We start from the raw sequence: 13,374 nt of genomic DNA, 5'->3' as shown, positions 1-13,374 counted from the left end.
GTGGCGTTCGCCTCCCTCAACGGACACGAGATCGACGTGCCGCTGGCCGAGGTCGTCCTCCGGGATGTGGTGTCCGACGACGACTCACTCCAGATCTCGGCCGCCACGATCATGGCGGTCACCGCGGAGTTCTTCTCGACCAGCATCGACGAGCTCTGCGGCACCTCCAAGACCCGCTCCCTCTCCCGCGCGAGGCAGATCGCGATGTATCTGTGTCGCGAGCTGACGGATCTCTCCCTTCCCAAGATCGGCGTCACCTTCGGCGGAAAGGACCACACCACGGTCATGTACGCCCAGCGCAAGATCCTCAAGGAGATCAAGGACGACCGGCGGACCTACGACCAGATCCAGGAGCTCACCGCCCGGATCAAAGAGCGTTCGCGATCCCTCTGACGGTCGACGCCGACCATCCGTCCGGCCCACCCCCGGATTCCCCGATCGATACACACATGTGACCCCGTTCACACCATCAAGCACACCCTTCACACCTGTGGACAACTCTGTGGGTTCCTGTGGACGAACGGTGGACAGAGCGTGGACGGATTCCTGGGATTCCACGGAGCCCTCACGCAAATCACAAGATCACGCGAATGCGCTCACAGGGTGAAATCGGGTCCCACCTGCGATCCCCGCCCTCCGCTCACAATTTCACAGGACCTACTACTACTTCTTATCTCTCTATATATCTGTAGTTGGAAGTAGGGATGTGGAACGGCGAGTCCGCTTGACCGGGTTACCGGAGTCCGTGTTCCCGCTGTCGGTGGGAGCGGTTACTCTCATGGAGATGCCGGGCCGACCCGAACGGGCGGCGCGGTGTGAACGAGAAAAAGAGACCACCCGTCCAGATGCCGACCCCGGTATCCGCCCCGCCCGAAAGAGGTCATCGATGGAGATCACGGATCCGACGTTCCGCGTCACCCGCGAGGACTTCGCAGATTCCGTGGCCTGGGTGGCGCGCACCCTGCCGTCCCGCCCGTCCGTCCCGATCCTCGGCGGCGTGTTGATCGAGGCGGATTCGGGTCTGACCATCTCGGGCTTCGACTACGAGACGTCGGCCCAGGTCTCGGTGCCGGCGGAGGTCACCGAGCCCGGCAGCACGCTGGTCTCCGGTCGACTGCTCGCCGACATCGCGCGTGCGTTGCCGGATCGCCCGGTCGAGGTCACCGTGACCGCGCAGAAGATGCACATCACCTGCGGATCCGCCAAGTTCACCCTCCCGACGATGCCGGTCGAGGACTACCCTCAGCTCCCGACCATGCCCGGTGTGACCGGGTCCGCCGCGGTGGACGAGTTCTCGGAGGCCGTGGGCCAGGTGGCCGTGGCGGCGGGCAGGGACGACACGCTCCCCATGCTCACCGGTATTCGCATGGAGATCGAGGGCACGCGGATCACGCTCATCGCGACCGATCGCTTCCGGCTCGCCATCCGTGACCTGCAGTGGGAGCCGGGGCGCGAGGACGTCGCCGTGGAGGTCCTCATCCCGGCCAAGACACTCTCCGAGGTGACACGATCGGCGGGACAGGGCGGGCGCGTCGACCTCAGCCTGGGCGCCGGGTCCGAGGTCGGGGCGGAGGGCATCATGGGAGTGCTGGTCTCCGGGCAGCGGACCACCACGCGTCTGCTCGACGCGGAGTTCCCGAAGGTCCGTCAGCTGCTCCCGCCGCAGCACACCTCGATGGCGGTCATGGACGTCGACTCGCTGGTCCAGGCCATCAAGCGCGTGGCACTGGTGGCGGACCGGGGTGTTCAGGTCCGCATGTCGTTCTCGGAGGGTGAGCTGGCGCTCTCCGCCGGTGGAGACGACGCGGCACAGGCCTCCCAGACACTGCCGGTGGACTTCATCGGCGAGGCGTTGACCATCGCGTTCAACCCGGGTTACCTGCTCGACGGGCTCGGCAGCGTCCACTCGAACCGGGTCGCGTTCGGCTTCACGCAGGCCAGCAGGCCGGCCGTCCTGCGCCCGGCCCCGGAGGCCCTGCCCTCCGCGGGGGCCGACGGCGCGATCCCTCCCGTGGACTCGGACTACACCTATCTGCTGATGCCTGTCCGCCTGCCGGGCTAGGCCGCCCACCTCGAAGCCGGTCCGGCATGCATCTGCGTCACCTCAGGCTCCTCGACTTCCGCTCCTGGCCGCTACTGGAACTCGAGCTGGAGCCGGGGGTGACCACCCTGGTCGGCCGGAACGGCCACGGCAAGACCAACGTCCTCGAGGCGATCGGGGTCCTGTCCACGCTTCGATCCCACCGCGTGGCCACCGACGCGCCGATGATCCGGACAGGAGCCGACACGGCCCTGGTCGGGGCGCTGGCCCACAATGCCGGCCGCGAACTCACCGTCGAACTCGCCCTCAACTCGGGTAAGGCGAACCGTGCCCGGCTCAACACGTCCCCGTGCCGTCGAGTCGGGGACATCCTCGGCGTGGTGCAGTCCGTGCTCTTCGCCCCCGAGGATCTGGCGCTGGTCCGCGGGGAACCCGCCGAACGCCGCCGGCTCCTCGACGAACTCATGGTGCAACGTCGCCCCGCCCTCGGCGGCGACCTCGGCGAGTACTCCTCGGTCCTGCGGCAGCGTTCGGCGCTGCTCAAATCCGCGTCCGCGACGCTCCGGCGCGGTCGGGGGGAGGACGCGGCGGCCGCTCTCGACACGCTCGACGTGTGGGACGGACGACTGGCGCAGCTGGGGTCCCGGATCGTCGCCGGTCGCATCGCCCTGCTCGAGGAGCTGCGCCCCCTCGTCGTCGACTCCTACCGCCGCCTCGCCCCGGAATCCAGGCCGGCCGGCCTGGCCTACCGGTTCCGGGTCGCCGGCCCGCCGGACGAGCCGGACCTGACGGACCCGGAGCTCGCCGAGGCCGTCCTCCTGGCGGAGTTGGGTCGGCGGCGGCAGGAGGAGATCGACCGCGGGCTCTCCCTCGTCGGCCCGCATCGGGACGACCTCATCCTCACGCTCGGGGACGAACCGGCGAAGGGGTTCGCCAGCCACGGCGAGACGTGGTCGTTCGCGCTCGCGCTGCGACTCGGATCGCTCGACCTCTTCCGAGCGGACGGCATCGAGCCGGTGCTGATGTTGGACGACGTGTTTGCCGAACTCGACCGGCACCGGCGGGCGGCGCTGGCCGAGGTCGCGGTGGGGGTCGAGCAGGTCCTGGTGACCGCGGCGGTCGGCGAGGACGTCCCGGACGGGCTGCGGGGGGTCCGTCACGACGTGGTGATGACGGGGGAGGGCGGGGATCGTCACTCGGCCATGACGCCGTCATGGGGGTGTCACGCGGGGGACGATGAGGACGACGACGACGACGAGGACGCCGATTCCGACAGTGAGGACAGGCCGTGAACTCAGACCGGGGCACACATCCGGAAACACCGTCAGACCCGCCACAACGGGGTTATGACATCGCGCGCCAGGCCCTCGAGGACGCGCGATCCCGGGCGCGGGCGGAGGGCAAGCAGGTGGGTCGTGGACGCACGGCTCCGGTCGGATCCGGGAAGCGGCTGCGCAAACGTGGGTGGACGGGAGCGGGGGCCGATCCGTGGGATCCGCAGCCCCTGGGCCGTCTCGTGGGCCAGGTCGCCAAGAAGAGGGGGTGGGACGACAAGGTGACCACCGGCCGGCTGTTCGCGGAGTGGGACCGCATCGTCGGAGAAGACGTGGCGACCCACGCGACCCCGGAGCGCCTGGAGGAGGGGGTCCTGTACGTCCGCGCCTCGAGCACCGCGTGGGCCACCCAGCTCCGCCTGGTGGCGGCGGACATCCTTCGCAAGATCGCCGCGGCGATGGGTCCGGGTCATGTTCGTCGCCTGAAGATCGACGGGCCCGAGAAGCCGAGTTGGCGCATGGGGCCGTTGCACGTGTCCGGGCGCGGCCCACGCGATACGTACGGCTGAGTTCGACCGGGGGCGGGTCCGGCGGACGATCATCGGTCGGATCAGGGCGTGCCAGTGGCCCCCGGCAGGGTTGTCGCAGGTAGACTGGGCCGGTCACATACCCCCGAGACGCGAGGAGTTCGCAAGTGGCGGACGCCAAGAGCAAGGCCAGCAAGAAGGGTTCGAGCGATTACGGTGCATCGTCGATCACCGTTCTCGAAGGACTCGAGGCCGTCCGGCTCCGTCCGGGTATGTACATCGGCTCCACCGGACCTCGGGGGCTGCACCACCTGATCTGGGAGGTCGTCGACAACTCGGTCGACGAGGCGATGGCCGGCCACGCGACAGGCGTGAAGGTCACGCTCCTGGAGGACGGCGGCGTCGAGGTGATCGACGACGGGCGCGGTATCCCCGTCGAGATGCACGAGCAGGGCATGCCGACGGTCCAGGTCGTGATGACCCAGCTGCACGCCGGCGGCAAGTTCGATTCGGACTCCTACGCGGTCTCCGGTGGCCTGCACGGCGTCGGCATCTCGGTGGTCAACGCTCTCTCGACGCGGGTCGAGGTGGAGATCAAGCGCGACGGACGACTGTGGCAGCAGGACTTCGACTACGCCGTCCCGGCGGAGCTCGTCGACGCGGGCCCCGCGGAGGGGACCGGCACCCGTGTCCGGTTCTGGGCCGACCCGAAGATCTTCGAATCGACCGAATACGACTTCGACGTGATCGCCCGCCGTCTCCAGGAGATGGCGTTCCTCAACAAGGGCCTGACCATCACGCTGACCGATCGGCGGGCCCGGGCCGAGAAGGCCGCGGAGCTCGAGGCCATCGCGGACAGCGAGGGCCGCGGCTCCGATGCGGCGCCCGGATCCGACGACGGCTCGGACGTCGAGAACGCGGTGGACGCCGAGAAGGCGTTCGTCGACGGCGCGAGCGGGGACGCGGAGGCCGCCGCGGACGTCAAGCCCGTCGCGGTGCGCGAACGCAAGCGGACCTTCCACTACCCCGACGGGCTCAAGGACTACGTCACCGCGATCAACAAGTCCAAGACCTCGATCCATCCGACGATCCTGTACTTCGAGGGCAAGGGCACCGGCCACGAGGTCGAGGTCGCGATGCAGTGGAACTCCGGCTACTCGGAGTCCGTCCACACCTTCGCCAACACCATCAACACCCATGAGGGCGGTACCCACGAGGAGGGTTTCCGCGCGGCGTTGACCTCGCTGGTCAACAAGTACGCGCGCGAGAAGAAGCTCATCAAGGAGAAGGACGCCAACCTCACGGGCGACGACATCCGGGAGGGCCTGGCGGCCGTCATCTCGGCGAAGGTCTCGGAGCCGCAGTTCGAGGGACAGACCAAGACCAAGCTCGGCAACACCGAGGTCAAGGGATTCGTCCAGCGGCAGGTGTCCGAGAACGTGGGGCACTGGTTCGAGGCGAACCCGGCCGAGGCGAAGGTCATCATCAACAAGGCCATCGCGTCGAGCCAGGCCCGGGTGGCCGCGCGCAAGGCCCGCGAGATGGTCCGTCGCAAGTCGGCCACCGACATCGGCGGACTTCCCGGCAAGCTCGCCGACTGCCGCTCCAAGGACCCGGCAAAGTCCGAGCTCTACATCGTGGAGGGCGACTCCGCCGGCGGCTCGGCCAAGTCGGGTCGTGACTCGATGTTCCAGGCGATCCTGCCGCTGCGCGGGAAGATCATCAACGTCGAGAAGTCCAGGATCGACAAGGTCCTCAAGAACACCGAGGTCCAGGCGATCATCACCGCGCTCGGCACCGGTATCCATGAGGAATTCGACATAGACAAGCTCCGCTATCACAAGATCGTGCTGATGGCGGACGCCGACGTGGACGGCCAGCACATCTCGACGCTGCTGCTCACCCTGCTGTTCCGGTTCATGAAGCCGCTCGTGGAGAACGGTTACGTCTACCTGGCGCAGCCGCCCCTGTACAAGCTCAAGTGGGGCAAGGGCGAGCCGGACTTCGCCTTCTCGGACCGTGAGCGGGACGAGCTGCTCAAGCTCGGCGTGGAGAACAAGCGCAGGATCAACGTCGAGGACGGGATCCAGCGCTACAAGGGTCTGGGCGAGATGAACCCCAAGGAGCTGTGGGAGACCACCATGGATCCGGCGGTCCGGACCCTCCGGCAGGTGACCCTGGACGACGCGGCGGCCGCCGACGAGCTGTTCTCGATCCTCATGGGCGAGGACGTCGACGCGCGACGGAACTTCATCACGCGCAACGCGCGCGACGTGCGGTTCCTCGACGTCTGATCCCTCGTCGCGGGGCGTGGGGCCGTCGGTCGTCAGAATCCCCCGCAGTCGTCGGGCGCGGGGATCCCGGCCAGCCGGTCGTTGACGAACTGCAGGGCGGGCGCGAAGTTGGTCGCGGCCGCCACTGCGTGGGTGATCCCCGGGACCAGCGGCGTGGTCTCGTATCGGAAGTGCACAGGGGTGCCCTGCGCGCACCAGTCGCGACCCAGCTGCTCGACCTGCCCCAGCGGGATGATGTCGTCGTTGATCCCGCCGGCCAGCATCACCGGTACGGCGGGGGCGCGTCGACCTATGCGCTGATGGTCCAGGACGCGAAGGGCCTCCGGCTCGTCCCGAATGAGGTCGCCGAGACGGCGCCCCGAGGTGGTCCACTCGGAGGTGCTGTGCCCACCGTAGGCGGCTCGCGTGTCGGCCAGGCAGAGCCCCGACAGGTCGTCGAGGGCGCGGCGGCCGGCGTCGTTGATGTGCCGGTCCACCACCTGGCGGATCGCGGGGTACCGCTCGACCATGCCGTTGATCGCGAACCCGATCGCACCCGTCAGGCTGGAGCCGTCGATGTGGTCGAGCACGGCCAGGAGGTCCGCCGGGGGAGCGGACGCGTACGCCGCCCGGATGTCCAGTTCCGGGGCGTACTCGGGAGCGGACTCGGCGGCCGATGCGGAGGCCCCGCCGCCCTGGGAGTGACCCCACAGGACCATGGGCGAGCCGTGCCCGATCAGCCGCTGCGCGGCGCGGGCGCCGTCGAGCATGGCATGGGCCTGGTCCACGCGATCGGCGTAGGTGTGGACACCGGGAGTGCCCAGTCCGATGTAGTCCACGAGCATCACGCGGAAGCCCTGCGCCGCGAGCGCGAGCGCGAATCCCTCCTCGTAGGACACGATCGGCGCTCCGGACCGGGGGTTGGACGCGACGCCGGACTCGATGGTGCGCGAGGGCGCGCACGCATCGCCCTGCCCCTGGGTGCCCGGCCCGAGGATCAGCGTGGGCCGCGGACCCGGGCCGTTCCACGGCGCGGTCGAGTCGTAGAACGCACCCGAGGTGGCGACGGGCCGGCCGTCGACGTCGGTGGTCTGGTAGATCACCCGCTGGGCCCGGGCGGGGAGAGGGGACGCCAGCGGCGGAAGGCCGGGAACGGTCACGGCCAGCGGAAGGCCGGCGGGTTCGGCGCGCAGGACCTCCCCGGCTGTAGCGGTGGGCAGTGGCCGGGTGTCGTAGAACCCGCCGGGCTGGTCGACGTCCCGGGCCGCGGCGAGCGCGGGGTTCGTCGCCACCGCGCCCAGGACGAGGGTCGCGGCCGCGGACATGGCCAGCAGCCGTCGTCGGGGAGTGCGGGAGTCGGAGGTCATGAACGGAGGTTAACGCCCACCCCGACGCCGCGGTGGGCATCTTCTCATCTGTGGCCGCGGGAGGCCCGCCGGGACGCCGGTGCCAGGGGCATCCGTGGGTCGGCAGCGCGCCCGTCTCTCGGTGTTTCCGCTGCACCTATAGACTGGGCTGATCGAAGCGGTGCCCGGGAGGCGTCGGTTCGAGCGCGAGACTGAAGAGGAGCCCATGACGGACACGACGTTGCCGCCCGACGCCGAGGGTCACGACCGCATCGAGCCGGTCGATATCCAGGCCGAGATGCAGAGAAGCTACATCGACTATTCGATGAGCGTCATCGTCGGGCGTGCTCTGCCAGACGTCCGGGACGGGCTCAAGCCCGTCCACCGGCGCATCCTCTACGCGATGTGGGACAACGGCTACCGGCCCGACCGCAGCTACGTGAAGTCGGCCAAGCCCGTCGCCGACACCATGGGCAACTACCACCCGCACGGTGACTCGGCGATCTACGACACCCTGGTCCGTCTGGCCCAGCCGTGGGCGATGCGCTACCCGATGGTCGACGGGCAGGGGAACTTCGGTTCCCGCGGCAACGACGGTGCGGCCGCGATGCGCTACACCGAGTGCAAGATGACCCCGCTGGCCATGGAGATGGTGCGGGACATCGAGAAGAACACGGTTGATTTCCAGCCCAACTACGACGGCAAGACGTCGGAGCCGGTGGTCCTGCCGTCCCGCGTGCCGAACCTGCTGATCAACGGATCCAGCGGCATCGCGGTGGGGATGGCCACCAAGATGCCTCCTCACAACCTCCGGGAGGTCGCGGAGGCCGTCTACTGGACGCTGGAGAACCCGGAGGCCGACGACGACGTGGCGCTCGCCGCGTGCATGGAACGGATCAAGGGCCCCGACTTCCCGACCTACGGGTTCATCGTGGGCGACCAGGGGATCAAGGACGCGTACGCCACCGGACGCGGGTCGGTCCGCATGCGGGGCAAGACCTCCATCGAGGAGGAGGGCAGCCGCACCGTCATCGTCATCACGGAGCTGCCCTACGAGGTCAACCCGGACAACATGATCCTGTCGATCGCCGAGCAGCTTCGCGATGGCAAGATCGCGGGCATCTCGAGGATCGACGACGAGTCGTCCGATCGCGTGGGCCTGCGCATCGTGATCACCCTCAAGCGTGACGCGGTCGCGAAGGTGGTGCTCAACAACCTCTACAAGCACTCGCAACTCCAGACGTCGTTCGGCGCCAACATGCTGTCGATCGTCGACGGCGTGCCCCGCACGCTGCCGCTCCACCAGCTGGTGCGGTTGTATGTCACGCACCAGATCGAGGTCATCGTCCGGCGCACCCAGTACCTGCTGGATGAGGCCGAGAAGCGCGCCCACATCCTGCGGGGTCTGGTGAAGGCGCTCGACGCGCTCGACGAGGTGATCGCACTCATCCGCCGGTCCCAGACCGTCGAGATCGCTCGCGAGGGACTCAAGGAGCTCCTCGACATCGACGACGACCAGGCCCAGGCCATCCTCGACATGCAGCTCCGCCGCCTCGCGGCGCTCGAGCGGCAGAAGATCATCGACCAGCTCGCCGCGATCGAGCTGGAGATCGCCGACTACAAGGACATCCTCGCCCGGCCCGAGCGCCAGCGCTCGATCGTCGCGGACGAACTCCGCGAGATCGTCGAGAAGTACGGCGACGATCGGCGGACCAGGATCATCCCGGCCGACGGCGATGTCACCGACGAGGACCTGATCGCCCGCGAGGACGTCGTGGTGACCATCACCGAGACGGGCTACGCCAAGCGGACCCGCACCGACCTCTACCGCGCGCAGAAGCGCGGCGGCAAGGGCGTCCGAGGTGCGGAGCTGAAGCAGGACGACATCGTCCGGCACTTCTTCGTCTCCTCCACGCACGACTGGCTGCTGTTCTTCACCACCAAGGGCCGCGTGTACCGCGTGAAGGCCTACGAGCTGCCGGAGGCCAGCCGGACCGCGCGCGGCCAGCACGTGGCCAACCTCCTGGCCTTCCAGCCGGAGGAGCGCATCGCCGGCGTCATCCGGATCAAGGGCTACCAGGACGCTCCGTACCTGGTCCTGGCCACCCGGAACGGCCTGGTCAAGAAGTCACGCCTCGAGGACTACGACTCCCCGCGCTCGGGTGGCCTGATCGCCGTCAACCTCCGCGACGGGGACGAGCTGGTGGGTGCCGCCCTCGCCGGACCCGACGACGACCTCCTCCTGGTCTCGGAGAAGGGCCAGTCGATCCGGTTCCACGCCAACGACGACACGCTCCGCCCGATGGGTCGCGCGACGTCCGGCGTCATGGGGATGCGCTTCAACGACGGGGACGCGCTGCTGAGCATGTCCGTGGTCCGCGAGGACTCGGAACAGGACAAGTACTTCCTCCTGGTGGCCACCGAGCGCGGGTACTCCAAGCGGACCGCCCTGAGCGAGTACACGGCCCAGGGCCGGGGTGGCAAGGGCGTGCTCACGCTCATGTTCGATCCCAAGCGCGGCAAGCTGGTCGGTGCGACCATCGTGGAGTTGCAGGACGAGCTCTACGCCATCACCTCCGGCGGTGGCGTCATCCGCACGTTCGCCAAGCAGGTCCGCAAGGCCGGCCGCCAGACCAAGGGCGTGCGCCTGATGAACCTCGCCGAGGGTGACTCGCTGCTGGCGATCGCCCGCAACGCCGACGAGCCCGACGACGACGACGAGGACCGGCCCGACGCCGGCTCCGACAAGGAGTAGAAGGCGATGACCGAGCCGACCGAGGCGAGCGGCAGCGGCCCGGCGCCGAAGGGCTCCGCCCCGGGAACCGCCGCCACCACGGAGTTCCCCGCCGCCGACCACCACCGTGCGGAGGGGACGTCCGGGGGGGTGTCCACGGCCCACTCGGGTGGCGCGGCCGGGCGTGCGGCGCCGATGGTGTCGCCGACCGAGCGGCGGGGACCGTTGGAGTCTGTCCTCGTGCTGCGGCGCATCGACCCCTGGTCGGCGTTCACTACGGTGCTCGGGCTGATGTTCGCGCTCTACCTGGTGTGGATGGTGGCGATCGGCGTGACCTATCTGCTGCTCTCCGGCATGGGGGTGTGGGACCGCCTCGGGGGACTCCTGTCCGGGGTCGCAGGTGACGACTCGGCGGCGGCCATCGGGCCGTCGACGATCTTCCTCTACAGCGGCGGGGTCGGGCTGCTCAACGTGCTGCTGCTGTCGATCCTCGCCACCCTGGCGGTGTTCATCTACAACCTGGCCGCGGGCCTGACCGGCGGCGGCGTCCAGGTGACGCTGAGCGATCGTCGGACCTGACGGTCCCCCGATTTGGGCGGCGGCGAGGGCGTCGGGTAGATTAACGCTTCGGTACGAGGGCCTATAGCTCAGGTGGTTAGAGCGCCAAACTGATAATTTGGAGGTCGGAGGTTCAAGTCCTCCTAGGCCCACCCCCGCACGGCAGACGCCGGATCGCTGACCGCGGTCCGGCGTTACTGTTGGCAGGCAGGGGGCCTTAGCTCAGTTGGTAGAGCGCTGCCTTTGCAAGGCAGATGTCAGGGGTTCGAATCCCCTAGGCTCCACCCCTTCCGCGGAACCGACCCCAGGAACCCGTCCCGTGAACACCACCCCTCGCACGTGGCCTCCGTTCGTCCTGATCGCGCTGGTCGTGACCGCCGCACTCATGTCGAGTGCGACGCCCTCACCCCTGTACGTCGACTATCAGGAGACGTGGGGGACCAGCGGAACGATGATCACGGTCGTCTACGCGGTGTACGCGGTGGCGGTCCTGGTCCCGCTGCTGTTCCTGGGCCGGCTCTCCGATGCGATCGGCCGCCGTCCGGTGGTGATCGCCGGCCTGGCGCTGCTGGTCGTGAGCATGGCGATGCTCGCCGCGGCGCCGTCGGTGGCCTGGCTGATCCCGGCCCGGGTGGTCCAGGGACTGGGCGTGGGGCTGGTCACGGGCTCGGCGGCCGCCGCGCTCATCGAGCTCCATCCCACCAGGAACGCTCGTGCGAGCGCCCTGACCAGCAGCTCCACCACCAATTTCGGCATCGCGGCCGGTGTCCTCCTGTCCGGGGCCGTGGCCACCTCGTCGTCGTCGCCCCTCGTCCATCCCTACGTGGTGATGGGTGTCGCGCTGGCGGCGCTGCTGGTCGGCGTGATCCTCGTGGTGCCCGAGACCTCCGGTGCCGGCCCGGCGACCCTCCGGGAGGCGGTCCGGGTCCAGCGGATCGCGGTGCCGGCGGAGACCGGGTCCGCGTTCGCCCTGGCCGCGGTGTGCGTGAGCGTGTCCTGGGCCGTGGGGGGCGTCTTCCTCGGCCTGGGCGGGGCGATCACCAAGGACCTCGTCGGCCGGTCCGACTACCTGGTGACCGGGCTCGTGGTGGCGTGCCTGCAGGGCGCCGCCGCGATCGCGCAGCTGGTGTGGAACCTCCGGGCGGGGCCGTCGATGTGGCGCAGGGGGGTGGTGATCGGCGTCGCGACCATGCTCGTGGGAGTGGTCGCCGCGTCGCTGACGCTCGAGGCCGGGTCTGTTCCCGGGTTCGTGGTGGCGTCGATCGTCACCGGCCTCGGGATGGGACTGCTGTTCCTCATGGGCACGACGCTCGTCGCCCAGAGCGCCCCGGACGGCGCGCGCGGGGAGGTCTTCTCGGCCCTGTTCGTGGTGGCCTACATCTCGCTCGGCGTGCCGGCCGTGGTCGCCGCGCTGGCGGCGGAGGTCATCGGGCTGGCCGTCGCCTTCCACCTGCTGGTGGCGGCGGTCTCGGTAATCTCGATCGGGGCCCTGGTGGCGGTGGCGCGGTCCGCGGCGCGCGGCCCGCGCGCCTGAACAGCGCGACTCAACCCCGCGCGTGACCCGGCCGTGCGGGGGGTCAGCTGCTCAACGCCTGCGCGGCCGCCGCCACGCCGAGGGCGGCCAGACCGGTGCGGATCCGATCCGATGCCAGGAGCGCCCGGATACGCGACCGGCTGATCTGCTCCTGCGCGATCCCCACGTGGATGGGGACGACCCCCGCGGTGATCGCCGGGACCGCGAGGGTGGTGACGCAGGCGATCACGGTGGGGGTGAGGCCGCTGCGTTCACCGGACCGGATGGATCCGTAGGTGGTCCACGCGGCGGCGCCGATCGACGAGGCGTACAGCGCGAGGGCCACCGGGGCGATCAGACGGGCGTGTTCGGCCTGACGTTCGGCGATGCCGTGCGCGGGGCCGTCGAAGAGCGTCGGATAGACCACCGAGGTGACCATCGCCTGGAACCCCAGGTGGGCCGCGGACGTGGTGAGCAGCGCGAGCCTGCCCGCGCGGAGGGTCGGGTCGGGGACCGCGGTGGGACGGCGGATCATGTGGGCCACGCTACCTGTCGCGGGACCGTCCGAGCAGGGCTCTGCCCTCGCCGCTGTCCGTCACCGCCCGCGCGGTCCGCAGGACCACCCGCCACCCGCGGTCGGCGGCCTCCGCGGGGCCGCGGCGTTCGAGCTCCCACCGGTTGGCCGTCACCCGGATCACGGTGTACCGGCCGGGCCGGGAGGACCGCACCACCAGCTGGGTGTACCCGGTCGCCACGGCCCGGTCGCCGTCGAGCAGGACCACCGGCAGGCCCGGCACGTGTCCGCAGCCGTGGGCGAGGAGTCCCTGGTGGGCGTCGCCGCGCACCATCGCCCCGATGCCCTCGTGGCCCTCGAGGATCCCGGTGTCGACGTCGTAGACGCCGTCCTCCGTCCACAGGTCGGCCACGCCGTCGGCGTCGCCGGAGTCCACGCGGGGGGAGTAGGCGGCGAGGATCCGCAGCACCGCCAGCTCGTCGGCGGCGCGGTCGAGCTCCGCCCGGGTGGTGGCGAGCCCGGCCTCGGTCGCGGCGAGCCTCGCCTCGAGGGCGTCCAGGCGGGCCGTATCGGCGGAGTCGGTCATGTCCACCG

Annotated in this window: 11 protein-coding genes and 2 tRNA genes; 10 read left to right on the top strand and 3 right to left on the bottom strand. The window is 69.7% G+C overall.

Translation table 11 applies throughout. The features are described from left to right. The 5 genes from B4M60_RS06320 to gyrB all read left to right on the top strand — a co-directional run. A partial coding sequence (locus B4M60_RS06320) for a helix-turn-helix domain-containing protein (RefSeq protein ID WP_291081348.1) occupies nucleotides 1-393 on the top strand: 393 nt, incomplete at its 5' end. A gap of 493 nt (nucleotides 394-886) precedes the next feature. Beyond that, nucleotides 887-2,062 (top strand): DNA polymerase III subunit beta, encoded by a 1,176-nt coding sequence (gene dnaN / locus B4M60_RS06315; protein ID WP_291081346.1) that lies wholly within the window; start codon nucleotides 887-889, stop codon nucleotides 2,060-2,062. A 26-nt stretch (nucleotides 2,063-2,088) separates the two neighbouring features. Further along, nucleotides 2,089-3,333: a DNA replication/repair protein RecF gene (gene recF, locus B4M60_RS06310; RefSeq protein ID WP_291081344.1), complete on the top strand. Its 1,245-nt coding sequence runs from the start codon at nucleotides 2,089-2,091 to the stop codon at nucleotides 3,331-3,333. Beyond that, complete coding sequence (locus B4M60_RS06305; RefSeq protein WP_291081342.1) at nucleotides 3,330-3,884, top strand: DciA family protein; 555 nt, start codon at nucleotides 3,330-3,332, stop codon at nucleotides 3,882-3,884. Before recF ends, B4M60_RS06305 begins: the two co-directional genes overlap by 4 nt. A 125-nt stretch (nucleotides 3,885-4,009) precedes the next feature. Beyond that, nucleotides 4,010-6,136 carry a DNA topoisomerase (ATP-hydrolyzing) subunit B gene (gene gyrB / locus B4M60_RS06300; protein WP_291081340.1) on the top strand — a complete coding sequence of 709 codons (2,127 nt, stop codon included), beginning with the start codon at nucleotides 4,010-4,012 and terminating at the stop codon, nucleotides 6,134-6,136. 32 nt (nucleotides 6,137-6,168) lie between these two features. Here the strand turns inward: gyrB and B4M60_RS06295 are convergent, their stop codons facing one another. Continuing rightward, nucleotides 6,169-7,482 carry a lipase family protein gene (locus tag B4M60_RS06295; protein WP_291081338.1) on the bottom strand — a complete coding sequence of 438 codons (1,314 nt, stop codon included), beginning with the start codon at nucleotides 7,480-7,482 and terminating at the stop codon, nucleotides 6,169-6,171. Between the two features lie 205 nt (nucleotides 7,483-7,687). Here B4M60_RS06295 and gyrA point away from each other — a divergent pair, with 205 nt between their 5' ends. The 5 genes from gyrA to B4M60_RS06270 all read left to right on the top strand — a co-directional run bounded on the left by gyrA (nucleotide 7,688) and on the right by B4M60_RS06270 (nucleotide 12,287). Next, nucleotides 7,688-10,216 (top strand): DNA gyrase subunit A, encoded by a 2,529-nt coding sequence (gyrA, locus tag B4M60_RS06290; protein WP_291081336.1) that lies wholly within the window; start codon nucleotides 7,688-7,690, stop codon nucleotides 10,214-10,216. 6 nt (nucleotides 10,217-10,222) lie between these two features. Then, nucleotides 10,223-10,774: a DUF3566 domain-containing protein gene (locus tag B4M60_RS06285; RefSeq protein ID WP_291081334.1), complete on the top strand. Its 552-nt coding sequence runs from the start codon at nucleotides 10,223-10,225 to the stop codon at nucleotides 10,772-10,774. Nucleotides 10,775-10,831: 57 nt separating this feature from the next. Next, nucleotides 10,832-10,905, top strand: a tRNA-Ile gene (locus B4M60_RS06280). Nucleotides 10,906-10,964: 59 nt separating this feature from the next. After that, nucleotides 10,965-11,037: transfer RNA gene (locus tag B4M60_RS06275), tRNA-Ala, on the top strand. A 35-nt stretch (nucleotides 11,038-11,072) separates the two neighbouring features. Then, nucleotides 11,073-12,287, top strand: coding sequence for an MFS transporter (locus tag B4M60_RS06270; RefSeq protein WP_291081332.1), 1,215 nt, complete (start codon nucleotides 11,073-11,075; stop codon nucleotides 12,285-12,287). Nucleotides 12,288-12,330: 43 nt separating this feature from the next. On the opposite strand, the gene B4M60_RS06265 is transcribed toward B4M60_RS06270, so the two are convergent. Together B4M60_RS06265 and B4M60_RS06260 are read right to left on the bottom strand one after the other, a co-directional pair. Further along, nucleotides 12,331-12,801, bottom strand: a complete 471-nt coding sequence (locus B4M60_RS06265; RefSeq protein WP_291081330.1) for a hypothetical protein — start codon at nucleotides 12,799-12,801, stop codon at nucleotides 12,331-12,333. Between the two features lie 10 nt (nucleotides 12,802-12,811). Beyond that, nucleotides 12,812-13,366 (bottom strand): nuclear transport factor 2 family protein, encoded by a 555-nt coding sequence (locus B4M60_RS06260; RefSeq protein ID WP_291081328.1) that lies wholly within the window; start codon nucleotides 13,364-13,366, stop codon nucleotides 12,812-12,814. Nucleotides 13,367-13,374: the final 8 nt, after the last annotated feature.

Source organism: Dietzia sp. UBA5065 (assembly GCA_002415925.1).
Lineage (GTDB): Bacteria > Actinomycetota > Actinomycetes > Mycobacteriales > Mycobacteriaceae > Dietzia.
The sequence above is the reverse complement of the archived record's forward strand: the minus strand, read 5'-3'. Positions and strand labels throughout refer to the sequence as shown.